Source organism: Streptomyces sp. NPDC051243 (genome assembly GCF_044455405.1).
Lineage (GTDB): Bacteria > Actinomycetota > Actinomycetes > Streptomycetales > Streptomycetaceae > Streptomyces.
The window spans coordinates 40,335-63,295 of sequence record NZ_JBITES010000024.1 but is presented as its reverse complement, the minus strand read 5'-3'; the positions used below and the strand labels follow the sequence as shown (position 1 = coordinate 63,295).

Sequence of the window (22,961 nt, the reverse complement as noted above, 5' to 3'; positions counted from 1 at the left end):
CCGCCATGTCCCCGGCCAAGAAGCGTGCCCGCACCTACGACCCCGACAGGATCCGCACCGCGGTGCTCACCCAGTTCGGAAACGTACGCCAGGCCCTGCACACCCTCACCGACGAGCAACTCGCCCTCCCCACCCGCCTGGAGGGCTGGACCGTACGGGACCTGGCCGCGCACGTGACCATGGCCGTGGAGACCGTCAGCCGCAATCTCGACCGCGATGAACCGGCGAAGGCCGAGCTCACCCTCCTGGACTGGCCCTTCGCCACCGCCGCCCGCGCCGGGGACATCGCCGACGGCACCCGGGACCTCGCCGCGGCCAACCCCGACCTCGACGCCCTCTACGCCCGCGTCGGGGAACGCCTGACGCGCAAGCTGGCGGCCGCCCCCGGCGACCGCCTCCTCGCCGCCCGCACCGGCGCCATGACCCTCGCCGACTACCTGGTCACCCGCACCGTCGAACTCGTCGTCCACACCGACGACCTGAACGCCGCCGTCCCCGGCCTCGACATCCCGTACGACCGCCAGGCCCTCGCCGCCTGCACCCGGCTCCTCGCCGACGCCCTCGCCGCGAAGGCACCCGGCGGCTCCACCGAGGTGCGGATCCCGCCGTACGCCGTAGTGCAGTGCGTCGAGGGGCCGAGGCACACCCGGGGCACCCCGCCCAACGTCGTCGAGACCGACCCGCTGACCTGGATCCGGCTCGCGACCGGGCGGGTGGCGTGGCAGGACGCCGTCGCGGAGGCCAAGGTGAGCGCCAGCGGGGAGCGGGCCGACCTGGGCGGGCTGCTGCCGCTCATGGGGTGACGGGCGACAAGCGGAACCGAGCGGAACCGGTCCGGTGTCCCTCCCGTCCCACCGGCATGGACACACTCGGCATGGACAAACCGCAGCGCCTGACCGCTCTCGCCGTACTCACCCTCCTCCCGCTCGCCGTTGCCTGCGGCAACGAGAAGGCGGGCAGCGACACCGTCGGCGCGGGGGCCGCGGCCTCCGTCACCGGCGTCCACTGGGCCGTCGACGGCATCACCGTGGACGGCAAGAAGAGCGCCGCTCCGAGCAGCGCCTGGCTGCGTGTCGCCGACGGCGGCGAGGTCGAGGGCAACCTCGGCTGCAACCCCTTCGGCGCCGAAGCCGCCTTCGAGGACAGCCACGTCACCTTCGACAAGATGGGGGCGACCGAGATGGCCTGCGAGGGTGTCCCCCCGAACTTCGAGACGACCCTCGCCAGCACCCTCTCCGACGGCGACCTCACCGCCGAGGTCAAGGGCGACAAGCTCACCCTCACCACCGCGGACGGCGACCGCGTCGCCCTCACCAAGCAGGAGGCCGCCCCCCTCAAGGGCACGAAGTGGACCATCACCAGCCCCGACACCGACGGCAAGGCCCACCTCACCTTCGACGAGAAGACCGGAATGGTCAGCGGCAGCCTCGGCTGCAACAAGGTGAGGGCCACGGCGACGGTGAGCGACGGCAGTATCACGCTCGGCACCGCGTCCACCACCCGAATGATGTGCGACACCTCACTCATGAATACCGAGAAGAGCCTGCTGAAGCTCTTCGACGGCACGGTGAAGTACACGCTCGAACACCGCAATCTCACTCTGACCAGCGAAAACGGCGAGCGTGTGAACGCGGCCGCCGCCGAGTGATCCTTTACGGGCGCGTATCCCCAATTCGGACCAGTGGTCGATCTCGCCTACACTCGGTGGCGTGCCACGTGGTGACGGTCGACTCAATCACGATCTGCTTCCCGGCGAGAAAGGCCCCCAGGACGCGTGTGGCGTCTTCGGTGTCTGGGCTCCGGGTGAAGAGGTCGCAAAGCTCACGTACTTCGGGCTCTACGCCCTCCAGCATCGGGGCCAGGAATCCGCGGGAATCGCGGTCAGCAACGGCTCCCAGATCCTCGTCTTCAAGGACATGGGACTGGTCTCCCAGGTCTTCGACGAGACCTCGCTCGGTTCGCTCCAGGGTCACATCGCGGTGGGTCACGCCCGCTACTCGACCACCGGCGCCTCCGTGTGGGAGAACGCCCAGCCGACGTTCCGCGCCACCGCGCACGGCTCCATCGCGCTCGGCCACAACGGCAACCTCGTCAACACCGCCCAGCTCGCGGAGATGGTCGCCGACCTGCCCAAGCAGGAAGGCGGCCGCACCCCGCGCGTCGCGGCCACCAACGACACCGACCTGCTGACCGCGCTCCTCGCGGCCCAGGTCGACGAGGACGGCAAGCCGCTGACCATCGAGGAGGCCGCCCACCAGGTCCTCCCGCAGGTCAAGGGCGCCTTCTCGCTCGTCTTCATGGACGAGCACACTCTCTACGCCGCCCGCGACCCGCAGGGCATCCGCCCGCTGGTCCTCGGCCGCCTGGAGCGCGGCTGGGTCGCCGCGTCCGAGACCGCCGCCCTCGACATCGTCGGCGCCAGCTTCGTCCGCGAGATCGAGCCGGGCGAGTTCGTCGCCATCGACGAGAATGGCCTTCGCACCTCCCGATTCGCGGAAGCGAAGCCCAAGGGCTGTGTCTTCGAGTATGTGTACCTGGCCCGCCCGGACACCGACATCGCCGGCCGGAACGTCTACCTCTCCCGCGTGGAGATGGGCCGCCGCCTGGCGAAGGAAGCCCCGGTCGAGGCCGATCTGGTCATAGCGACCCCGGAGTCCGGCACCCCGGCCGCCATCGGCTACGCGGAGGCGAGCGGTATCCCGTTCGGTGCGGGTCTGGTGAAGAACGCGTACGTCGGCCGTACGTTCATTCAGCCCTCGCAGACCATCCGCCAGCTCGGCATCCGCCTGAAGCTGAACCCGCTCAAGGAAGTCATCAAGGGCAAGCGCCTGGTCGTCGTCGACGACTCGATCGTGCGCGGCAACACCCAGCGCGCCCTGGTCCGCATGCTCCGCGAGGCGGGCGCGGCCGAGGTCCACATCCGGATCTCCTCGCCGCCCGTGAAGTGGCCCTGCTTCTTCGGCATCGACTTCGCCACCCGCGCCGAGCTCATCGCCAACGGCATGACCATCGAGGAGATCGGCACCTCGCTCGGCGCCGACTCCCTGTCGTACATCTCCATCGACGGCATGATCGAGGCGACCACCATCGCCAAGCCGAACCTGTGCCGCGCCTGCTTCGACGGCGAGTACCCGATGGAGCTCCCGGATCCCGAGCTGCTCGGCAAGCAGCTCCTGGAGACCGAGCTCGCGGCCGGTACGGCCGCCCCGGCTGCCGTCGACGCGATCCGTCGCCCGTAAGCCCCGTAACCAACCCGAAAGATCCCAGGCAATGTCTGAGACTGTTGTGCCCGGCGGGGCTTCCTACGCGGCTGCCGGCGTCGACATCGAGGCGGGCGACCGCGCGGTCGAGCTGATGAAGGAGTGGGTCAAGAAGACCCAGCGCCCCGAGGTCCTCGGCGGCCTCGGCGGTTTCGCCGGCCTCTTCGACGCCTCCGCCCTCAAGCGCTACGAGCGCCCGCTGCTCGCGTCCGCCACCGACGGCGTCGGCACCAAGGTCGACATCGCGCGCCAGCTGGGCGTCTACGACACCATCGGCCATGACCTGGTCGCCATGGTCATGGACGACATCGTGGTGTGCGGCGCCGAGCCGCTGTTCATGACCGACTACATCTGCGTCGGCAAGGTCCACCCCGAGCGGGTCGCCGCCATCGTCAAGGGCATCGCGGAGGGCTGTGTGCTGGCCGGCTGCGCCCTGGTGGGCGGCGAGACGGCCGAGCACCCGGGTCTGCTGGGCGAGGACGACTTCGATGTCGCCGGCGCCGGTACGGGCGTCGTGGAGGCCGACCGGCTGCTGGGCGCCGATCGCATCCGTACGGGTGACACGGTGATCGCCATGGCGGCGTCCGGCCTTCACTCGAACGGGTACTCGCTGGTCCGGCACGTCCTGCTGAACCAGGCCGGTCTCGCCCTGGACGCGCAGATCGACGACCTCGGCCGCACCCTCGGCGAGGAGCTGCTCGAGCCGACCAAGATCTACTCGCTGGACTGCCTGGCCCTCACCCGCACCACGGACGTGCACGCGTTCAGCCACGTCACGGGTGGCGGTCTGGCCGCGAACCTGGCCCGGGTGATCCCGGACAACCTCCACGCGATCGTCGACCGCTCCACCTGGACCCCGGCCCCGATCTTCGACCTCGTCGGCAAGACCGGCTCCGTCGAGCGCCTGGAGCTGGAGAAGACCCTGAACATGGGCGTCGGCATGATCGCGATCGTGCCGGAGGAGTCCACGGACGTGGCGCTGGCGACGCTGGCCGACCGAGGCGTGGACGCCTGGGTCGCGGGCGAGATCACGGACAGGGGCGACCACGAGACGGGCGCGGCCCTCGTCGGGACGTATTCACATTAAGCGCGCCGCCGGCTGAGGACTTGCAGGCAGCACAGAACCCGGTCGGTGACCGAGGTCACCGACCGGGTGAGTGCTCAATGCAAAGTCAAGCGCCGCGACGCTGCTCCGAGGGGTCCTCGTCCTGATCCTCGTCGTCGTCCTCATAGAGGTCGGCGTACTTGGAGTACAGATCGTCGTCCTGCTCATCGTCCTCGAAGCGATCGCCGTTCGGCGACTGGTTCGATGTCGATGCGCCCAGCTCTTCAGCCAGGCGTGAGAGGTCCGTCCCACCGCTGTTGTACTTCAGCTGGCGGGCGACCTTCGTCTGCTTGGCCTTGGCCCGGCCGCGCCCCATGGCTCGACCCCCTCAACGACGGGGCTCGACGGCCCCAGAGTCTGACACGCGTTCATGATCCGGAACGGACTCTCCGTGGAGAGGCCGGTCCGTAGGGCTTCCACGGTACCTGAGCCCGCGCCCATACGGTACGTCGCCCGCAGCACAGGCGTGTGCCCAGGACCTTCGAGGCGCCCTGTCCTCGCTGGTCAACCGCGATTTTAACCACTTATCGGCGGTCGACCCGCCGGTAGAAGTGAGAGTTCTCTCCAACTGCCCACCGGCGGGTACCGGCCAAACCCGTGTTATGGGGTTGCGGCTGGATCGGTTCCCCGGGTCAGCGCCCGCCGCGCGCCTCCGCCATCCGCTGCTCGGCGATCCGGTCGGCCGCGGCGGCCGGCGGAATCCCGTCCGTCTTCGCACGTGCGAATATGGCCAGCGTGGTGTCGTAGATCTTCGCGGCCTTCGCCTTGCACCGGTCGAAGTCGAAGCCGTGCAGTTCGTCGGCGACCTGGATGACACCGCCGGCGTTCACCACGTAGTCGGGCGCGTAGAGGATCCCGCGGTCGGCGATGTCCTTCTCGACGCCCGGGTGCTCGAGCTGGTTGTTGGCGGCCCCGCAGACGATCTTGGCGGTCAGCGCGGGCACGGTGTCGTCGTTCAGGGCTCCGCCGAGCGCGCAGGGGGCGTAGATGTCGAGACCTTCGACGCGGATCAGGGTCGCGGTGTCGGCGACGGCCGTGACGCCCGTCGGGTGGGCGGCGAGGATCCGGCCGACGGCCTCCTCGCGCACGTCCGTGATGACGACCTCGGCGCCCTCCGCGCGCAGGTGCTCCACCAGGTGGTGGCCGACCTTGCCGACGCCCGCGATGCCGACCTTGCGGCCGCGCAGCGACGGGTCGCCCCACAGGTGCTGGGCGGAGGCGCGCATGCCCTGGTAGACGCCGAAGGCGGTGAGCACGGAGGAGTCGCCGGCGCCGCCGTTCTCGGGGGAGCGTCCGGTCGTCCAGCGGCACTCGCGGGCCACGACGTCCATGTCGGCGACGTACGTACCGACGTCGCAGGCGGTGACGTACCGGCCGCCGAGCGAGGCCACGAACCGGCCGTAGGCCAGCAGCAGCTCCTCGCTCTTGATCCTCTCCGGGTCGCCGATGATCACGGCCTTGCCGCCGCCGTGGTCGAGACCGGCCATGGCGTTCTTGTAGGACATCCCGCGCGCGAGGTTCAGCGCGTCGGCGACGGCCTCTTCCTCGGTCGCGTACGGGTAGAAGCGCGTACCGCCGAGGGCGGGGCCCAGAGCGGTGGAGTGGATGGCGATGACGGCCTTGAGGCCGCTGGCGCGGTCCTGACAGAGCACGACTTGCTCATGACCCCCCTGGTCCGAGTGGAACAGGGTGTGCAGGACGCCGTGTGTTACGTCGGTCACTGTGGTGACTCCTGAGTACGTTGCGGCGGTTGGAGCGAGCTCCCGTACGGGTGGCGGGGGCTGTGAGCATGAGATTAGACCCGCGAGCGCCCGTCCAACCCGCAGAGCTCAGGATCACCTACTCCCGGAGTAAGGCCGTGCGACGATTTGCATAGTTTTCCCGCATGTTTGTGAGCGGGTTTCGCAGGTTTTCCTGGCAGACGGCGGGGGAGGGAGCAGGCGTGCCCAAGGTGTCCTCGGTGATCGTCCCGTACGCGACCTATCTGCGCGTGTATGAGCCGCTGGCCGCCTTCCCGGAGCCGGAGCGCGGCCACTGGGCGCGCTACGCCCGCCGCCCGGACCGCCCTTCGTACCAGGACGAACTGCGCCGCGCCCTGGCCGACTTGCTGCCCACCCCGCCCGTCCCGGTGCCGGTCCACGAGAGCAGCGACGCCTTCGTGCTGGAGGTCGACGGGGTGCTGTGCGTGTGCCCGTGGCGCACCCGGCTGCGCGGCTGGCAGGCGCTCGGGGAGCTCGCCGAGGAGCTGCCGAAGCCGGTCCTGGACGCGGTGCTGCCGGAGGTCGTACGGCGCCAGGCGGCCCAGGACTACGAGCGCTGGCTGGCCCGCAACCCGGACGCCCGGCCGTGGATCCGCACCTCGACCTGGCAGGTGCCGCTGCACTGGTTCGTGCTGGTGTCGGACGAGGAGCGGCGCTTCGACAAGGGCTCGGGCGAGGTCCCGCCGATGCTGCGTTACCGGACGCCGATGGTGCAGGCGCGGCGGCGGGTGGCGCGGGCCCTGAGAACCCTGAAGGACGCCATCGACGAAGGGCCGCTCATCGACGGCCTGGTGGACGTCGGGCGATGGCTGGAGGAGTTCCACCCGCGCTCGCTGGTCGAGCTGGACTACGGCGGTCTGGTGCACACCCTGCCGGCCGGCGACCTGGAGGACGACCACTCGGCGGCCGATGTGGCGGACGGCATCGAGGCGCTGCGGCTCGGCGACGGGGCGGCCGCGGGGGAGGCGTACGCGCGGCTCGTGGAGCGTTGGCGGGCGGTGCGGGACCGGCGGTCGGCGAACTGACGCGGCCGGTGTGATCTGCCGCACCCTGTCGGATGTGACCTGGAGCACCGAGCCCGGTGTGATCTGACGCACTGTGTGATGTAACGAACTGGCGTTTGACGAGACGCCCGTTTTGGGGTTTCGTGCTCGCTCTGAGGTTCTTGATGCTTCGTCAACATGGGACGTAGAACCCGATCCGGGCGTATGCATCAAGGATGCGTCAACGCGCGTAAGCGTGACGGACCGCACGTACGCGGCCCTTGCGCCCCTAACCCACCCTCGTGCCAAAATAGGACAAGGAGTCCGGGGAGGGCTCTCTCTCGACATTGCACGCTTTGGGGGGTCTTGTGACTCCTGCACGCCACTGTGACTGATCGTCACAGTGGCGTGACTGTCCGCTATGGCATGGTCCATCGGCTTCCGTCGCTGATGAACACCTGGGAGGGCAATTCCATCGGTTTGGCCGACGCGGCTGGACAGATGGTGTAGTTGTAGTGCCGAGGACAAGCCGTTCGTCCTATAACCGACTCGACTCGCGTCCGCCATTTCGGGCAACGCGGGTCAAGGTGCAGAATTTAGAGGAAAGAACCGAGAAGGTTCGGTTCTCCCGAGGAGGCCGCTCATGACCGCTCGCACCCCTGATGCCGAGCCGCTGCTGACCCCGGCTGAGGTCGCCACCATGTTCCGCGTGGACCCCAAGACGGTCACGCGGTGGGCGAAGGCCGGGAAGCTTACGTCCATCCGTACGCTCGGCGGGCACCGCCGTTACCGCGAGGCCGAGGTCCGCGCACTGCTCGCGGGTATCCCGCAGCAGCGCAGCGAGGCCTGAACAACTGCATAACCGGGCAAACCGGCGGTTCCCCCAACTCGCCGCGGCGCCCGAACTCTAGCTCCAAGCGACGCGGGTTCTGCCCCAACAGGACCCACGCCCAAGCCGAACAGAGCTTCGCAGGCACGCAACAAGGGTGCGTCGTAGATCGCGCTGGACTCCGCCGGGTCCAGCGCGATCTTTTTTGTGTGCGGAGCGTGTGCCGGCCGGTGTCCTGTGGGCAGGCTTGTCGGAGTCTGGGGAGGCGGGTCGGATCTCCTGTGGAGCGGCTCCGGGTGGTTGCGGAGCGTGTGCGGACCGATCCCTGTCAGTTGGTGCAATTGCACATATTAAATTGACCAGTTGTAGGTGGGGTGTAAGTACCGCGTTCCCGGAAACTCATGCGGTGACACCCGTCACACGCCCCGGCGCTTGTTGCCGTCCGCCCGTGTGCGCTAAAGGGACGCGCGGGTTCCAGCACCCCATCGTCGAGCGGGAGTTGGCGCCCCCGAGGGGGTCACGCGGTGGAAGCGCTTTCGTCCTCGGTGGCCTCGTCCGGGGTCCTCTGCGGGACGCGTGGGGCGGAGTCCATCGCCAGGCGGAGCAGGTGGTGGCAGATCGGGCAGTGGCGGGTCAGATGGCGATAGGCGGAGGCGGCCGACAGGTGGGCGCGGAGCAACGCCCGCGTTTCGTGCCTTGCCGATGCCGCCATACGCCACCTCCAGGGGGCCACGCCGGGAAGAGCCCTGATTTCTGGGTACCGAGCGAATGTGACGCCGTCAAGATGGCGGGGCGCTCCGCGGTGCCGACGGCTCCTGTGACCCGGCGTTGCCATGGCCGCCCTCTCTGGGGGCTGCGGCCCCCAGGCCCCCGCTTCGGCCCTGAAGGGGCCTCGTCCTCGATCGCCGTACGGGCTGCTTGAGGCCGGCCGGTGCTGGATGCGTGGACCTGGGCATGAACAAGGCCCGCATCCCCCATTGGGGCGCGGGCCTCGATTCGATGACTGAGGCCCGCACCGTTGTACCGGTGCGGGCCTCTTCGCTGCGGTCCTGACGGGATTTGAACCCGCGGCCTCCACCTTGACAGGGTGGCGAGCACTCCAAACTGCTCCACAGGACCAGGTTTCGCTGCGCCATTCGTGCGTTGCGCTGCGAGAAGAGACTGTACAGGAGGGTGAGCCCCCTGGTCGAACTCACCCAGCGTGCACGCCCCGTTACGGCGCCAGCGCGTCGATCGTCTTCACGATCCGCTTGTCGGAGATGGGGTACGCCGTGCCCAGCGCGTGGGCGAAATAGCTGACGCGCAGCTCCTCCAGCATCCACCGGACGTCCAGGACCTGCTGCGGCACCGGGCGCCCCTGCGGCATCTGCTCCAGGAGCCAGGCGTACTCGTCCCGCATCTCGTGGACCTTCTCCATACGCGTCGTGTCGCGCTGGACGTTCGTCGGCATCTGCTGCAGGCGGCGGTCCACCGCGATCAGATAGCGCATCAGGTCCGGCAGGCGCCGCAGCCCCGCCTCCGTCACGAAACCGGGCTTCACAAGGGCGTCCAGCTGCCCTCGAACGTCGGTGAGGTTCGCCAGCAGCGCGGGGCTGCGTACGGCCTTCAGACGGCGTTCAGCGGCCTGCCAGGCGGCCAGCACCTGCTGCACCTGGCCCACCGTACGGACCGTCGTGTCGACGATCTCGGCGCGCACCTTGTCGTACAGCTTCCGGTACGACTCCTCGTCCCACGCCGGCCCGCCGAAGTCCCCGATCAGCCGGTCCGCCGCCGCCATCGCGCAGTCGTCGAACAAGGCCTGGATGGAGCCGTGGGGGTTCGCGGACAGGGCCAGCTTCTGGGCGTTCGTGAGCTTCTCGGACGCGAACTTCGCCGGGTTGACCGGGATGTTGCGGAGGATCAGCCGACGCGTGCCCTTCCACATCGCCTGCTGCTGCTCCGCCTCCGTGTCGAAGAGGCGGACCGACACCGTGTCGCCGTCGTCCACCAGCGCCGGGTAGGCCTTGACCGGCTGGCCGGCGCGGCGGGTCTCGAAGACGCGGGTGAGCGAGCCGATGGTCCAGTCGGTCAGGCCCGTGCGCTCCAGGGACTCGCCGCCCTGGCGGGAGGCGGTGGCCGCCGCGGCCTGCGAGAGGGCCTTGCGCGCCTTCGGCTTCAGGCGGAGCTTCAGGGTCTCCAGATCCTTGTCCTCGGCCAGTTTGCGGCGCCGCTCGTCGATGATCCGGAAGGTGATGCGCAGATGGTCCGGGACCTTCGTCCAGTCGAAGTCGTCCGCCTCGAAGGGCACGCCGACCATGCGCTTCAGTTCGCGCGCCATCGTCGTCGTCAGCGGCTCCTGCAACGGCACAGCCGTATCCAGAAAGCGCTTCGCGAAGTTCGGCGCCGGCACGTAGTTACGGCGGATCGGCTTCGGGAGGGAACGGATCAGCTCCGTCACCAGTTCCTCCCTCAGGCCCGGGATCTGCCAGTCGAAGCCCTCGTCCGTGACCTGGTTGAGGACCTGGAGCGGGATGTGGACCGTCACACCGTCGGCGTCCGCGCCCGGCTCGAACTGGTAGGTGACCCGGAACTTCAGCTGTCCCTGCCGCCAGGAGTCCGGGTAGTCGGCCTTCGTGACCGCCTCCGCGGACTCCCGGATGAGCATCTCGCGCTCGAAGTCCAGGAACTCCGGCTCCTCGTGCCGCTTGCGCTTCCACCAGGAGTCGAAGTGGGCGCCGGAGACGACGTGTTCGGGGACCCTGCGGTCGTAGAAGTCGAAGAGGGTCTCGTCGTCCACGACGATGTCGCGGCGCCGCGCCCGGTGCTCCAACTCCTCGACCTCGCTGAGGAGTTTGCGGTTGTCGGCGAAGAACTTGTGGTGCGTGCGCCAGTCGCCCTCGACCAGGGCGTTGCGGATGAACAGCTCGCGGCTGGCCTCCGGGTCGACACGGCCGTAGTTGACCTTGCGCTGGGCGATGATCGGCACGCCGTACAGCGTGACCTTCTCGTACGCCATCACCGCCGCCTGGTCCTTCTCCCAGTGCGGTTCGGAGTACGTGCGCTTGAGGAGGTGCCCGGCGAGCGGTTCGACCCACTCGGGCTCGATCTTGGCGTTGACGCGGGCCCACAGGCGGCTCGTCTCCACCAGCTCCGCCGACATCACGAAGCGCGGGGGCTTCTTGAACAGGGCCGAGCCCGGGAAGATCGCGAATTTCGCGTTGCGGGCGCCGATGTACTCGTTGCGACCGCCGTCCTTGCGCGCGCCCCCCGGGCCGGAGTCCTTGGACTCCTTCACGTCCTTCATGCCGATGTGGGAGAGCAGGCCGGCGAGCAGGGAGACGTGGATGCGGTCGGCCGGGGCGTCCTCCTCGCTGAGGTGGATGCCCATCTGTTTCGCGACCGTACGCAGCTGCGAGTAGATGTCCTGCCATTCGCGAATGCGCAGGAAGTTCAGGTACTCCTGCTTGCACATACGGCGGAAGGAGCTCGATCCCCGCTCCTTCTGCTGCTCACGGATGTAGCGCCAGAGGTTGAGGTAGGCGAGGAAGTCGCTCGTCTCGTCCTTGAAGCGGGCGTGCTGCTGGTCGGCCTGGGCCTGCTTGTCGGCGGGGCGCTCGCGCGGGTCCTGGATGGACAGCGCGGCCGCTATGACCATGACCTCGCGGACACAGCCGTTCCTGTCCGCCTCCAGGACCATACGGGCCAGGCGCGGGTCGACGGGCAGCTGGGCGAGCTTGCGGCCGGTCTGCGTGAGCCGCTTGCGTACGTCCTTCTCGGCCGGGTCGATCGCGCCGAGCTCCTGCAGGAGCTGCACGCCGTCGCGGATGTTGCGGTGGTCCGGCGGGTCGATGAACGGGAACTTCTCGATGTCGCCGAGCCCGGCCGCGGTCATCTGCAGGATGACGGAGGCGAGGTTCGTACGGAGGATCTCCGCGTCCGTGAACTCCGGGCGGGCGAGGAAGTCGTCCTCGGAGTACAGGCGGATGCAGATGCCGTCCGACGTACGGCCGCAGCGGCCCTTGCGCTGGTTGGCGCTGGCCTGCGAGATCGCCTCGATGGGGAGCCGCTGCACCTTGGTGCGGTGGCTGTACCGGCTGATCCGGGCGAAGCCGGGGTCGATCACGTACTTGATGCCCGGGACGGTGAGGGAGGTCTCGGCGACATTGGTAGCCAGAACGATCCTGCGCCCGGTGTGGGGCTGGAAGACGCGGTGCTGCTCGGCGTGCGAGAGCCGGGCGTACAGGGGGAGCACCTCGGTGAAGCGGTAGTTCTTCTTCACGAGCGCGTCGGCGGTGTCCCTGATCTCCCGCTCGCCCGAGAGGAAGACGAGGATGTCGCCCTTGCCCTCGGCCTGCAGCTCCTCGACGGCATCGCAGATCGCGGTGATCTGATCGCGGTCGGCGTCCTCGGAGTCCTCCTCGAGCAGCGGCCGGTACCGCACCTCGACCGGATACGTCCGCCCGCTCACCTCGATGATCGGGGCGTCGCCGAAGTGCCGGGAGAACCGCTCGGGATCGATGGTCGCGGAGGTGATGACGACCTTCAGATCCGGCCGCTTCGGCAGCAGCTGGGACAGATACCCGAGCAGGAAGTCGATGTTCAGGGACCGCTCGTGGGCCTCGTCGATGATGATCGTGTCGTAGGCGCGCAGCTCGCGGTCGGTCTGGATCTCGGCGAGCAGGATGCCGTCGGTCATCAGCTTGATGAAGGTGGCGTCCGGGTTCACCTGGTCGGTGAAGCGGACCTTCCAGCCGACGGACTCGCCGATCGGGCTGTTCATCTCCTCCGCGACCCGCTCGGCCACGGTACGGGCGGCGATACGGCGCGGCTGGGTGTGCCCGATCATGCCGCGCACGCCGCGCCCGAGCTCGAGGCAGATCTTCGGGATCTGCGTGGTCTTCCCGGACCCCGTCTCACCGGCGACGATCACGACCTGGTGGTCCCGAATCGCGGCCGCGATCTCGTCCTTCTTCTGGCTGACCGGCAACTGCTCGGGATACGTGACCGCGGGCACGGCGGCGCGGCGGGCGGCGATACGCTCCTCGCCCTTGGCGATCTCCGCCTCGATCTCGGCGAGCACGGCGGCGCGTGCCTCCGGCTTACGGATCTTGCGCGCACCTTCGAGCCGCCGGCCGAGCCGGTGCGCGTCGCGCAGGGAGAGCTCGGACAGACGGGGGGCCAGGGGGCCGAGGGCGGGGGCAGGGTGCGTAGACATACGCGGTCCAGGATCTCATCCCGCACAAAGAAGGGGCGAACCCTTTTGGGCCCGCCCCCGCTCACGTCGCCCGACGGGCGTCACAACACGTCGACGTAGTCCTCCCGGCCGCTGCCCACGAAGTGCTTGCTGTCGGGATACAGGTGCACGGCCACCCAGGTGCCGTCCTGCCGGGCGGTGAAGCCCTTGCTGAAGGACCCGTTCGTTCCCGTGGTGACGGTGGCCATCTGGTACCAGCTGCTCTGGCCCTTGGGCCGGAAGAGGATCTGCACCTTCTTGCCGCCGTAGGCCTTCCAGGTGGACGTGCCCACCGGGCGCTCCTGGAGCACGCCCTTCACGGTGATCGTCCGGCCCTTGTACACCGGCTCGGGGGACGCGTTGCCGTCCTTCACGCGGGTGAGGGCGCGGTTCTTGCGCAGGCTCTTGCTGACGGTGCCCTGGATGTCCTTGGTGGTGGATCCGGCGTAGCGCAGTCGCCAGTAGCCGTCCGTGTAGCCCGGCAGCCGCTCGACGACGAACTGCGAGCCGAAGCTGGTCCGCACGGTCTTCTTGGTGGCCCAGCCGGTCGTGCCGTTGGCCGAGTACTGGATGTCGACGTTGATCTGGTCACTGGTGTCGCGCCCGATCAGGTCGAGGGAGCCGGTGACCTCGAGCTGCGCGTACTTGTCGATCCGCGCCGTGAACTCCGTGAACTGCGTCCGTGCGGTGACGGCCACGGTGACCTGGGCGGTCGCGGTTCGCTGGATGAAGGGGTTGTACGGGTACGACCGGAAGGCCACCTCGTAGACGCTCCTGCTGCCGTACGGGGACCGCACGAAGGAGAAGCGGCCGTTCGCGTCGGTGGTCGACTCGACGGGGCTGCAGGTGGTGCAGTCCTTGTAGTCCATCTCCAGCGGGACGCCGGCCAGCGGCTTCCACTCCGTGCCGTACTGGTACTGGAGCGTGCCGGTGACATTGACCTTGTCGCCCGCGATGACATGGAAGCTGCTGTCGTCCAGGACGAACCGGGTCGGCGCGGCCTTCGGCCGGACGTCGATCCAGGGGCTGGTGGCGAAGCCGAGGTCACCGTTGTACTGGGCGAAGGTCCAGCCGCCCGCGGTCACCTCGTGGGTGGCGGAGAAGTGGCCGGCGTCGTCCGTGACGGCGGTCGTGTCGTCGTTCTGGTCGAACGTGAGGTCCACCGTGGCACCGGGCAGCGGCACCGTCTCGCGGGTGCTGGGGTCGCGGACGACCATGTCGCCGGTGGCGGTGACCGTCCGGTGCTCGATGTCCGGCTCGGCCGGTGTGACGGCGAAGCCGGTGATGACGGGCTGCTTCTGGTAGTGCAGCGTGCCCGCGTTCTTCTGGACGGTGGTCTCGCCCGCGGTGTTCGTGGCCTCGACGTCGATCGTGTAGTCGCCGAGGGTGTCCAGGTGGACGGGCTGGGAGGCCCAGATCCCCTCCCACGAGCTGACCCAGTACTTCTGGGTGAAGTCGGTGACCGTGGCGACCGGGGCCTCCGACTCGGCACTGCCGACGGGGCGCAGCGACGCGGTGACCTTGTCGATCCCCCCGCTGTAGTTGAGCCGTACTCGGATGACCGACCAGTCGGCCTGATCGCTGGACGCCGACTGGACGGTCGGTCCCGCGGCCTGGGCCGTGCCGGGCACGGCGAGTGTGGAGAACAGGACGGCGACAGCCGTCACCAGTCCTCTGGTGATGCGTCTCAAGAACCCCCCTCAGGCTCCCTGTGAGCGACGAAACCCCCCACCGGTGTCCGGTGGGGGGTTTCGTACTGTGTGGCTGGGGCCGGGGTCGAACCGGCGACCTTCCGCTTTTCAGGCGGACGCTCGTACCAACTGAGCTACCCAGCCACGAGGCTTCGAGAAGCCTCAGCGGTCCTGACGGGATTTGAACCCGCGGCCTCCACCTTGACAGGGTGGCGAGCACTCCAAACTGCTCCACAGGACCAAGCGATGTGTACGACAGTGTCGCACACCGTACTGCGTGCCCCCAACGGGATTCGAACCCGTGCTACCGCCTTGAAAGGGCGGCGTCCTAGGCCGCTAGACGATGAGGGCTATCGGCCCGCCTGGGCGCTTCTCAGCGCGTCGGGGACGTGAGAAGCATATGGGATGGCGGGAGGTATCGCCAAAACGGTTTACGGGGCGCGGGTGCGCGGCGGGCTCGGAGTGCTCGGCGAGGGGCTTGACGGGCTGGGGGAGTCCGTCGCGCCCGGCTGGTTCTCCTCGGGGAGGTGGCGGCGTACCTCCGCCGTCGTCAGGCCCAGGCCGCCCAGTTCGATCTCGTCCCAGGCCTGGAGGCGGCGGGTCTCGCGGTCGAAGTAGAGGATCGACGTCTGGATGGGGTCGGGGTGTTCGCCCTCGATGGCGCGCAGGCCGCTGCCGCCCGTGGAGCCCTCGATGCGCAGGCGGGTGCCGAGTGGCAGGACCTCCATCTCCTGGTGGTGGAGGTGGCCGGCGAGGACCAGGGGGACCTCGCCGTCGGTCTGGCGGGCCGCGACCGGTTCGTGGGCGATGGCCACGTCCACGGGGGTGCCGGCGGCCTGCTGGTCGCGCAGGGAGGTGGCCAGGCGGGCGCCCGCGAGTTCGTTGGCCGCGTCGCCGCCGGCGACCTTGGAGCGGTCGGGGGTGAACTGGGGGTCGCCGATGCCGGCGAAGCGCAGGCCGGAGATCGTCTTGGCCCTTCCGTCGTCCAGGACGTGGACGTTCTCCAGGCCTTCGAGATAGCGCTGGGTGACGCGGGAGTCGTGGTTGCCGCGGACCCAGACGTAGGGGGCGCCGAGGTCCTCGATGGGGTCCAGGAAGCCGTTCTCGGCGGCGGTGCCGTGGTCCATGGTGTCGCCGGAGTCGACGATCACGTTGACCTTGTACTGGTCGACGAGCGAGGCGATGATCTTCCAGCTCGCCGGGTTGAGGTGGATGTCGGAGACGTGCAGGACGCGGATCGTCGACGGGTCGGGTGCGTAGGCGGGGAGCGTGGAGGTGGCGTCGTAGAGCTTGGTCACGTTGGTGACCAGGCGGGCCAACTCCTTCTGGTAGACGTCGAATTCGGTGACGATGCTGCGCGCGTTGCCGACCAGGGACGGGGCGGAGGAGAGCAGGCCCGAGAACTTGGGCTCCAGGACCGATTCAGGGTTCCAGGTGGCGAGCGCCGTGCCGCCGGAGGCGGCCAGGAGGGTGAGGGCGAGGCCGCCGGCCGCGAGGGCCCGGCGGGGGCGGCGGTAGACCGCGAGGCCGAGGGCGGTGGCGCCGGTGACGACGGCCACGCAGCTGCGCAGGGCCAGGTCGCGGGTGCCGTGGGCGACGTCCTCGGTCACCTCGTCCTGGAGGCCGGAGAGGCGCTCGGGGTGGTCGACGAGGGCCTGGGAGCGGGCGGGGTCGAGCTGGTCGACGTTGACGTCCAGACGGACGGGGGCGATGTGGCTGTCCAGGGTGAGGGCGCCGAGGGGGGAGACGTTGATCTTCGTGCCGCCGGTGAGGGAGGGGCGAAGGGTCATCGTCGTGTTCATGGGGCCGACGGGTGCGCGCACGTTGCCGACGATCAGCAGGCCCAGCCAGGCGCCGAGGAGAACCACCGTGACGAGGCCGACGGTGCGTCCCCAGGGATGGGGCTGGCTGACGAGTTCGGGGGTGGGGAGCGGGCGGCGGGTGGCGTTGGGGAGGCGGGCCAGGGCGCGGGGGGCCCTGGGGAGCTGACCGAGGACCTTCATGACTGCGGCGGGGACGCGGGCCATTGGTCCCGTATGCCCAAGCGCGGGGGTGGATATGCGGGGCCGTTGGCGGCTCCTGTACGGCGGTGTCGTACCCGACAATGGGCCTGTGCTGGAGATGACGCGCGAGGAGTTCGAGGAACTGGTCGGTGAGGCGCTGGACCGGATTCCGCCGGAGCTGACACGGCTGATGGACAACGTCGCGGTGTTCGTCGAGGACGAACCGCCCGTGGACGATCCCGAGCTGCTCGGGCTGTACGAGGGAACTCCGCTGACGCTGCGGATGTGCGAGTCGCGGGAGGAGGTCGTCGAGGAGACCGAGGTGACCGAGGTGACGGTGGTGCAGGGTACTCCGTCGTACACCTCTTCGCCGAAGCAGCTTCGGTCGATCGGGTAATGGCGCAGGGGCCTGTCAATAGCCCTGTTCAGCCCCAGCCCAGCTCGTGGAGGCGTTCGTCCTCGATGCCGAAGTGGTGGGCCACCTCATGGATCACGGTCACGGCCACCTCGTGGACGATGTCCTGCGGTGTCTCGCAGAAGCGCAGTGTGGGGCCCATGTAGATGGTGATCCGGTCCGGGAGGACGCCCGCGTACCACTCGCCACGCTCTGTGAGGGGCGTCCCTTCGTAGAGGCCGAGTAGCTCCGGGTCGTCGGTGGGCGGTTCGTCCTCGACGAACACGGCCACGTTGTCCATGACCCGGGTCAGCTCCGGGGGGATCTGGTCAAGGGCCTCGCTCACGAGCTCTTCGAATGCTTCGCGGGTCATCTCCAGCACAGGGCCATTGTCGGGGACGGGTGGGTGATCGGGATACGTAAAAGCCCGTCTGTGCGTCACAGGGGGCGTGCGCACAGACAGCGCGGCAGCCGGCTCGCTGAGCCTTGATCGGCCGTCCTCAGCGGCCGTCCTCAGCGAGTCGGGGCTAACGGGGGGCGCCATTTCTCATGGAAGCCCCCTGCGGAAGAGGGACGGGGAACCTGTCTTTCCGAGGCGGATGGCAAGGTGTCCAGCCAGTTGCAGAGCCTTGCCCAAGGCGGCCTGTCCCGCTGCCCGCTCATCCGCATTGCCGACAGCGGCAGCAAAACGAGCGTCGGCAATGATTCCCGGCAGGACTTCCATGAGGCGCCCGAATTCGGCGCTGTGGTACAGGGTCCAGTCTGAGATCTCACGCCGAAGGAGCGGCAGGGACAGCCGCTCAGCGCCGTTCGGCTCCGGGGGCGGGGCCGAACAGCAGGGGCGTGATCGCGCGGCGCACAGCGACCAACTGAGGCGGGTCCGCGTCGCCTGTAGACGGTGCACCGGGCGGGTCTCCGAGCAGGGCCGTCAGCTCCACCCCCAGCCCGCGTGACAGGTCATGCAGGGTCGGCAGGCGTGCGCTGTGCTTCCGCTTCTGCTCAAGCTTCCGCCAGCACGTCAGCGGCTCTGATCTCTCGTGAGACCTGCCCGGGCAGCCGCCTGACGGTACGTCAGGGTCATGTGCTCATTGCCAGGTGACGGCGTCCGCCCGGGACACGCGAAAAGCCCCCGCGCCGCACCGGGGTGGGGTGCGGGCAGGGGCGTGTACAGGCTCGGGCATGTCATGCGGTATGGCGTTCGCGCTTCCTGCCCAGGGCAAGAAGCATGGTGATCACGTCGTACCGATCAGGACTGGGGGCACGATGGACCAGGGGTGGGCAGCCGTACTCGGTGCGCTCGTCGGGGCACTGGCTACTGGAGGTGGGGCACTCGTGACCGCGAGGTCCAGCACCAGACTGCACAAGCACCAAGCCCGCCGGGAGGCATGCAGAGCGTTCCTCGCGGCAGCGCACCGGTTCAACTCGGAAGCGTCTCAATTGCTGAGCTTCGTATCCACCGTGGAGTCGGCCCTCCAAGCCGATGACGAGGAAGGAACACGCGTCAGAGGGAATCTATTGGGAATGCTGACCACGCTTCAGGGGATCTCGACGGAGGTTCAGACCCACACAGCAGCCGTCATGCTCGAAGGGCCGCCGGAGATCACCGTCAAGGCTCTGGAGGTTTGCGGAAGTGTCATCCGCCTGACCGCAGAGCTGTTCGGTACCGCCACGGCAGAACGGGTTGACCGTGAACCGTTAGACGCCCTGCGGCAGGAGGTCCACGAGGGGACGCTCAGATTCGCGCTGGACGCCAGTGCCCTCATCTGACGGCCCTGGAACCCGTACAGATTCCGAGGTGCTATACGCGTGCGGTCCGGCGTGACGCGTTGAGGGGGGTAGATCCCAGGTCGGAGGGCGTTTACGGCAGACCGTGATGACACTTCACGCGCCCAGAGTGACCTTCGGAGTCGGACGTACCGGTGGACGCCGACCCCGCGATCACGCGGCGGGTCGGGCGCTGTCGGGTCCGAGCCCAGCAACGGCTTGTTGCTGCCTGTCTGTTCCTTGAGCTGGGCCAGGGCCAGGGCGTCATTGGGGTGGGCGGTGAGGCTGGTCAGCGTGGCGCCTACGGTCTCGGCCTGGGCGATGGCCTCAAGGAACGGGTCCGGGTTGGCCCACTTCTTGCCCGCCGTGACCGTCCTGACGCTGGGTACGGCTTCCAGAACGTCCGCCAGCCGTTCGCAGAGCATGGACAGTGCGGCATCCCAGTGCGGGCGCTCCACGTATGTGTGGTATCCGGACTTGTCCACGTCCTTGAAGATCTTCACGACCTCGGCGCCCAGATCGTCGACCTTGGAGCGGCCCGCCTTCCGCCTCACGTTGTGACACTTGAACCTCCCCTTTGTTCACGTCGCGGATCAGCTTTGAATACGCAGCGCGACCAAGCGCCAAGTGTTTTCCGAAAATTTCTGCGTGCACGAGAAATCGCATCACTTCGGGATCGACGACGCGCGGCTGCACGCTCTCGGCTACGGGTGAGCCGGTGCCGTAACCGGTGTGAGGCCGTGCCGCCGGGCGCGTGTCCTCTTGTGGGCGGCGGGAGTTGGGCAGGTTGACTTCTTCGCCCGCCCTTGGAGGTGGCTCGCGTGCGCCCCTTGTACGTACCCGTCCGTCTGGCCGCCACGGTCATGGCCGTCGCTGCTGCCGCCGGCTGCATGAGCGTGGGCGACGACGGCGGAGGCGGGAGTGCGAAGCCGTCGCAGTCGGCCGGGCAGCGGGGTGGGGAGGCTCCCGACGGGGGGTCGGCCGTGTCCGGTGGCGGGGGCGGCGCCGGGGTCCACGCGGAGGGCGGCAAGCGAGGGAAGGGCAAGGGCAAGGACGGCAAGGGCGACCGGGAGAAGAAGGCCCGGGAGTCCGCGGCTCCCTCGGCTTCGCCGTCCGCGGCGGCCAGCGCGTCCGCTCCGACGGGGGGCAAGCCGGTGCGGCCGGGGCAGAGCGAGCAGCCGGCGCCCACGCGTACGGCCGAACCGACGCCCACCCGGACGCCGGACCCCGAGCCGACGCCGACCGAGCAGCCGACGTCCGCCACGCCGACACCCACGCAGGCCGAGCCGTCCTCGTCGGCTCACGAGGAGACGGGACCGCAACTGGCCCAGCGGGAGCCGGCGCCGGCCGCGGGGGCGCCGGCGTGAGGTGGGGCCGGTGGGCCGGTGGGGGCGTTCGCATGTGAGGTGGCCTTCGCGGATGGGGCTCGGTGCGTGACGGGCTTAGGCGGATGGCGCTCGGTGCGTGAGACGGCTTTCATGGATGGCCCTCGGTGCGTGTCGGGGCCTGCGCGGACGGGCTTGGCACGTGACGTTGCCTACACGGGTGGCCGTCGGTTTGCCTTGGGGGGCTGGGGGTGCGTATGGTGGTAGATCGTTTGATCCCATTTGCCCGGCGCCACTGCAGAGCGCGCCGTGTGGCGCGTACTCTCCCTTGCCGTGGCGGACCGCATTGAGGCGGTCGTATTGCGAATCACGGAGTTGACGGGCGCGTGCCGACGAGACTCCGGAAGGTTTCGCATACGCATGTCCATTTCCAGTACTGATCACGTCGTCGTGCCCGAGAACGGCGAGAACGACTCCGTCGAGGAGACCCCCGAGGTCACCTTCGCGGACCTCGGTCTCCCCGAGGGCGTCGTGCGCAAGCTCGCGCAGAACGGCGTGACCACCCCCTTCCCGATCCAGGCCGCGACCATCCCGGACGCGCTGGCCGGCAAGGACATCCTGGGCCGTGGCCGCACCGGCTCCGGCAAGACGCTGTCGTTCGGTCTGCCGACGCTGGCCCGCCTGGCCGGCGGCCGCACCGAGAAGCACAAGCCGCGCGCGATCATCCTCACGCCGACCCGTGAGCTCGCGATGCAGGTCGCGGACGCGCTCCAGCCGTACGGCGACCAGCTCGGCCTGAAGATGAAGGTCGTGTGCGGCGGTACGTCGATGGGGAACCAGATCTACGCCCTCGAGCGCGGCGTGGATGTGCTGGTGGCCACCCCGGGCCGGCTCCGCGACATCATCAACCGCGGCGCCTGCTCCCTGGAGGACGTCGAGGTCGCCGTGCTCGACGAGGCCGACCAGATGTCCGACCTGGGCTTCCTGCCCGAGGTCACCGAGCTCCTCGACCAGGTTCCGGCGGGCGGTCAGCGGATGCTGTTCTCCGCGACGATGGAGAACGAGATCCAGACCCTCGTCGACCGGTACCTGAACGAGCCGGTCAGCCACGAGGTCGACGCCGCCCAGGGCGCGGTGACGACCATGTCGCACCACATCCTGATCGTGAAGCCCAAGGACAAGGCGCCGGTCACCGCCGCGATCGCCTCCCGCAAGGGCCGCACCATCATCTTCGTCCGCACCCAGCTGGGCGCCGACCGTGTCGCCGAGCAGCTGCGTGACGCCGGTGCGAAGGCGGACGCGCTGCACGGCGGTATGACGCAGGGTGCCAGGACCCGGACACTCGCGGACTTCAAGGACGGGTACGTCAACGTCCTCGTGGCGACCGATGTGGCGGCCCGCGGTATTCACGTCGACGGCATCGACCTGGTGCTGAACGTGGACCCGGCCGGTGACCACAAGGACTACCTGCACCGGGCCGGCCGTACGGCGCGTGCCGGGCGTACGGGCACGGTCGTGTCGCTGTCGCTTCCGCATCAGCGCCGGCAGATCTTCCGGCTGATGGAGGACGCGGGCGTCGACGCCTCGCGCCACATCATCCAGGGCGGTGCCGCGTTCGACCCGGAGGTCGCCGAGATCACCGGAGCCCGGTCCATGACCGAGGTGCAGGCCGAGTCGGCGGGCAACGCCGCCCAGCAGGCCGAGCGCGAGGTCGCCCAGCTCACCAAGCAGCTGGAGCGGGCGCAGCGGCGTGCCGTCGAGCTGCGCGAGGAGGCCGACCGGCTCGTCGCCCGCGTGGCGCGTGAGCGGGGCGAGGACCCGGAGGCCGCGGTGGCCGAGGCGCAGGCGGCGGTGGCCGAGGCCGTGGAGACGGTCGAGGTGGCCGTGCCGGAGCAGCCGGCCGCGCAGGACGTCGACCGGGCCGAGCGGCGCGACGAGCGCGGCGACCGTGGCGAGCGTGGCGGATTCAACCGTGACCGTGACCGTGACCGCGACTTCGGCCGGGACCGCGAGCGTTCCTTCGACCGCGACCGTGGCGGGCGTTCCTTCGAGCGCCGGGACGACCGCGGCGGGTTCAACCGCGACCGCGACCGCGACCGTGACCGTGGCTTCGAGCGTCGGGACCGGGACGGTGACCGTGGCGGGTTCCGCCGGGACGACCGGGGTGACCGTGGCGGGCGTTCCTTCGACCGTGACCGTGGTGGCCGTTCCTTCGAGCGCCGCGACAACGACCGGGGCGGGTTCCGCCGGGACGACCGCGGTGACCGTGGTGGCCGTTCCTTCGACCGTGACCGTGGTGGCCGTTCCTTCGAGCGCCGCGACAACGACCGGGGTGGCTTCCGCCGCGACGACCGTGCCGGGCGTTCCTTCGACCGGCGTGACGAGCGCGGCGGTCACCGTGGCAGCGACCGTCCCTTCAACCGCGACCGCCGTGACGACCGGCCGGGCTTCCGCTCCGGCGGGCACGAGCGGCCGTACGGCCGTCGTGACGACCACCGTGGTGGCGGCTCCTTCGGGCGCCGTGAGGACAAGCCGCGCTGGAAGCGCAACGGCTGACACTGAGTGAGTGAGCGAGCGCCGTGGTCCCGTGGGGGCCACGGCGCTTTGCTGTGTGGAGGGCGTGGTGTGGAGGGTG

Annotated in this window: 17 protein-coding genes, 4 tRNA genes and 1 pseudogene; 10 read left to right on the top strand and 12 right to left on the bottom strand. The window is 69.2% G+C overall.

Features of this window, described 5'->3' with window-relative positions:
• The first annotated feature begins 5 nt into the window (after positions 1–5).
• The 4 genes from ACIBAG_RS42200 to purM all read left to right on the top strand — a co-directional run bounded on the left by ACIBAG_RS42200 (position 6) and on the right by purM (position 4,347).
• On the top strand, positions 6–803 hold the full coding sequence (locus ACIBAG_RS42200) for a sterol carrier family protein (RefSeq protein ID WP_399112982.1): 798 nt from the start codon (positions 6–8) through the stop codon (positions 801–803).
• Positions 804–874: 71 nt separating this feature from the next.
• Positions 875–1,648, top strand: a complete 774-nt coding sequence (locus tag ACIBAG_RS42195) for an META domain-containing protein (protein WP_399112980.1) — start codon at positions 875–877, stop codon at positions 1,646–1,648.
• Positions 1,649–1,709: 61 nt separating this feature from the next.
• The gene (gene purF / locus ACIBAG_RS42190) at positions 1,710–3,239 is read left to right on the top strand and encodes an amidophosphoribosyltransferase (RefSeq protein ID WP_399112978.1); all 1,530 of its coding nucleotides are present in this window, start codon (positions 1,710–1,712) and stop codon (positions 3,237–3,239) included.
• 31 nt (positions 3,240–3,270) lie between these two features.
• Entirely contained in the window at positions 3,271–4,347 is a 1,077-nt protein-coding gene (gene purM, locus ACIBAG_RS42185; protein WP_399112977.1) for a phosphoribosylformylglycinamidine cyclo-ligase, read from the top strand.
• 85 nt (positions 4,348–4,432) lie between these two features.
• Here purM and ACIBAG_RS42180 read toward each other — a convergent pair whose 3' ends face one another.
• Both ACIBAG_RS42180 and ACIBAG_RS42175 read right to left on the bottom strand, forming a co-directional pair.
• On the bottom strand, positions 4,433–4,681 hold the full coding sequence (locus ACIBAG_RS42180) for a DUF3073 domain-containing protein (RefSeq protein ID WP_031484400.1): 249 nt from the start codon (positions 4,679–4,681) through the stop codon (positions 4,433–4,435).
• 316 nt (positions 4,682–4,997) lie between these two features.
• Positions 4,998–6,086: a Leu/Phe/Val dehydrogenase gene (locus ACIBAG_RS42175; RefSeq protein ID WP_399112975.1), complete on the bottom strand. Its 1,089-nt coding sequence runs from the start codon at positions 6,084–6,086 to the stop codon at positions 4,998–5,000.
• A gap of 221 nt (positions 6,087–6,307) precedes the next feature.
• On the opposite strand from ACIBAG_RS42175, the gene ACIBAG_RS42170 reads away from it, so the two are divergent.
• Both ACIBAG_RS42170 and bldC read left to right on the top strand, forming a co-directional pair.
• Positions 6,308–7,150, top strand: coding sequence for a hypothetical protein (locus tag ACIBAG_RS42170; RefSeq protein ID WP_399112973.1), 843 nt, complete (start codon positions 6,308–6,310; stop codon positions 7,148–7,150).
• Positions 7,151–7,751: 601 nt separating this feature from the next.
• Positions 7,752–7,958 carry a developmental transcriptional regulator BldC gene (gene bldC, locus ACIBAG_RS42165; RefSeq protein WP_003949541.1) on the top strand — a complete coding sequence of 69 codons (207 nt, stop codon included), beginning with the start codon at positions 7,752–7,754 and terminating at the stop codon, positions 7,956–7,958.
• A 496-nt stretch (positions 7,959–8,454) separates the two neighbouring features.
• Here the strand turns inward: bldC and ACIBAG_RS42160 are convergent, their stop codons facing one another.
• The 8 genes from ACIBAG_RS42160 to ACIBAG_RS42125 all read right to left on the bottom strand — a co-directional run bounded on the left by ACIBAG_RS42160 (position 8,455) and on the right by ACIBAG_RS42125 (position 16,867).
• Positions 8,455–8,649 (bottom strand): DUF6274 family protein, encoded by a 195-nt coding sequence (locus ACIBAG_RS42160; protein ID WP_399112972.1) that lies wholly within the window; start codon positions 8,647–8,649, stop codon positions 8,455–8,457.
• A gap of 332 nt (positions 8,650–8,981) precedes the next feature.
• Positions 8,982–9,056 (bottom strand) — tRNA-Asp (locus tag ACIBAG_RS42155).
• 94 nt (positions 9,057–9,150) lie between these two features.
• Entirely contained in the window at positions 9,151–13,131 is a 3,981-nt protein-coding gene (gene hrpA, locus ACIBAG_RS42150; protein ID WP_399112970.1) for an ATP-dependent RNA helicase HrpA, read from the bottom strand.
• Between the two features lie 80 nt (positions 13,132–13,211).
• Positions 13,212–14,840, bottom strand: a complete 1,629-nt coding sequence (locus tag ACIBAG_RS42145; RefSeq protein WP_399112968.1) for a hypothetical protein — start codon at positions 14,838–14,840, stop codon at positions 13,212–13,214.
• A gap of 70 nt (positions 14,841–14,910) precedes the next feature.
• Positions 14,911–14,984 (bottom strand) — tRNA-Phe (locus ACIBAG_RS42140).
• 22 nt (positions 14,985–15,006) lie between these two features.
• Positions 15,007–15,081: transfer RNA gene (locus ACIBAG_RS42135), tRNA-Asp, on the bottom strand.
• A gap of 37 nt (positions 15,082–15,118) precedes the next feature.
• A tRNA-Glu gene (locus ACIBAG_RS42130) sits at positions 15,119–15,191 on the bottom strand.
• 80 nt (positions 15,192–15,271) lie between these two features.
• Positions 15,272–16,867 carry a metallophosphoesterase gene (locus ACIBAG_RS42125; RefSeq protein WP_399112967.1) on the bottom strand — a complete coding sequence of 532 codons (1,596 nt, stop codon included), beginning with the start codon at positions 16,865–16,867 and terminating at the stop codon, positions 15,272–15,274.
• 85 nt (positions 16,868–16,952) lie between these two features.
• On the opposite strand from ACIBAG_RS42125, the gene ACIBAG_RS42120 reads away from it, so the two are divergent.
• Complete coding sequence (locus ACIBAG_RS42120) at positions 16,953–17,240, top strand: metallopeptidase family protein (protein ID WP_399112965.1); 288 nt, start codon at positions 16,953–16,955, stop codon at positions 17,238–17,240.
• A gap of 28 nt (positions 17,241–17,268) precedes the next feature.
• Here ACIBAG_RS42120 and ACIBAG_RS42115 read toward each other — a convergent pair whose 3' ends face one another.
• Positions 17,269–17,619: a metallopeptidase family protein gene (locus ACIBAG_RS42115; protein ID WP_399112963.1), complete on the bottom strand. Its 351-nt coding sequence runs from the start codon at positions 17,617–17,619 to the stop codon at positions 17,269–17,271.
• A gap of 201 nt (positions 17,620–17,820) precedes the next feature.
• Positions 17,821–18,259: pseudogene (locus ACIBAG_RS42110) on the bottom strand (transcriptional regulator); the annotation flags it as partial.
• 499 nt (positions 18,260–18,758) lie between these two features.
• Here ACIBAG_RS42110 and ACIBAG_RS42105 point away from each other — a divergent pair.
• From ACIBAG_RS42105 to ACIBAG_RS42095, 3 genes are all read left to right on the top strand, one after another.
• Complete coding sequence (locus tag ACIBAG_RS42105; RefSeq protein WP_399112961.1) at positions 18,759–19,004, top strand: hypothetical protein; 246 nt, start codon at positions 18,759–18,761, stop codon at positions 19,002–19,004.
• A gap of 818 nt (positions 19,005–19,822) precedes the next feature.
• The gene (locus ACIBAG_RS42100; protein ID WP_399112960.1) at positions 19,823–20,368 is read left to right on the top strand and encodes a hypothetical protein; all 546 of its coding nucleotides are present in this window, start codon (positions 19,823–19,825) and stop codon (positions 20,366–20,368) included.
• A gap of 378 nt (positions 20,369–20,746) precedes the next feature.
• Positions 20,747–22,882, top strand: coding sequence for a DEAD/DEAH box helicase (locus ACIBAG_RS42095; protein ID WP_399112958.1), 2,136 nt, complete (start codon positions 20,747–20,749; stop codon positions 22,880–22,882).
• The last annotated feature ends 79 nt before the right edge of the window (positions 22,883–22,961 follow it).

Coding starts and splice junctions, on each gene's coding strand:
- ACIBAG_RS42200 (WP_399112982.1), top strand. CDS start 6: ATGTCCCCGGCCAAGAAGCGTGCCCGCACCTACGACCCCGACAGGATC.
- ACIBAG_RS42195 (WP_399112980.1), top strand. CDS start 875: ATGGACAAACCGCAGCGCCTGACCGCTCTCGCCGTACTCACCCTCCTC.
- purM (WP_399112977.1), top strand. CDS start 3,271: ATGTCTGAGACTGTTGTGCCCGGCGGGGCTTCCTACGCGGCTGCCGGC.
- ACIBAG_RS42180 (WP_031484400.1), bottom strand. CDS start 4,681: ATGGGGCGCGGCCGGGCCAAGGCCAAGCAGACGAAGGTCGCCCGCCAG.
- bldC (WP_003949541.1), top strand. CDS start 7,752: ATGACCGCTCGCACCCCTGATGCCGAGCCGCTGCTGACCCCGGCTGAG.
- ACIBAG_RS42160 (WP_399112972.1), bottom strand. CDS start 8,649: ATGGCGGCATCGGCAAGGCACGAAACGCGGGCGTTGCTCCGCGCCCAC.
- hrpA (WP_399112970.1), bottom strand. CDS start 13,131: ATGTCTACGCACCCTGCCCCCGCCCTCGGCCCCCTGGCCCCCCGTCTG.
- ACIBAG_RS42125 (WP_399112967.1), bottom strand. CDS start 16,867: ATGGCCCGCGTCCCCGCCGCAGTCATGAAGGTCCTCGGTCAGCTCCCC.
- ACIBAG_RS42105 (WP_399112961.1), top strand. CDS start 18,759: ATGCTGACCACGCTTCAGGGGATCTCGACGGAGGTTCAGACCCACACA.
- ACIBAG_RS42095 (WP_399112958.1), top strand. CDS start 20,747: ATGTCCATTTCCAGTACTGATCACGTCGTCGTGCCCGAGAACGGCGAG.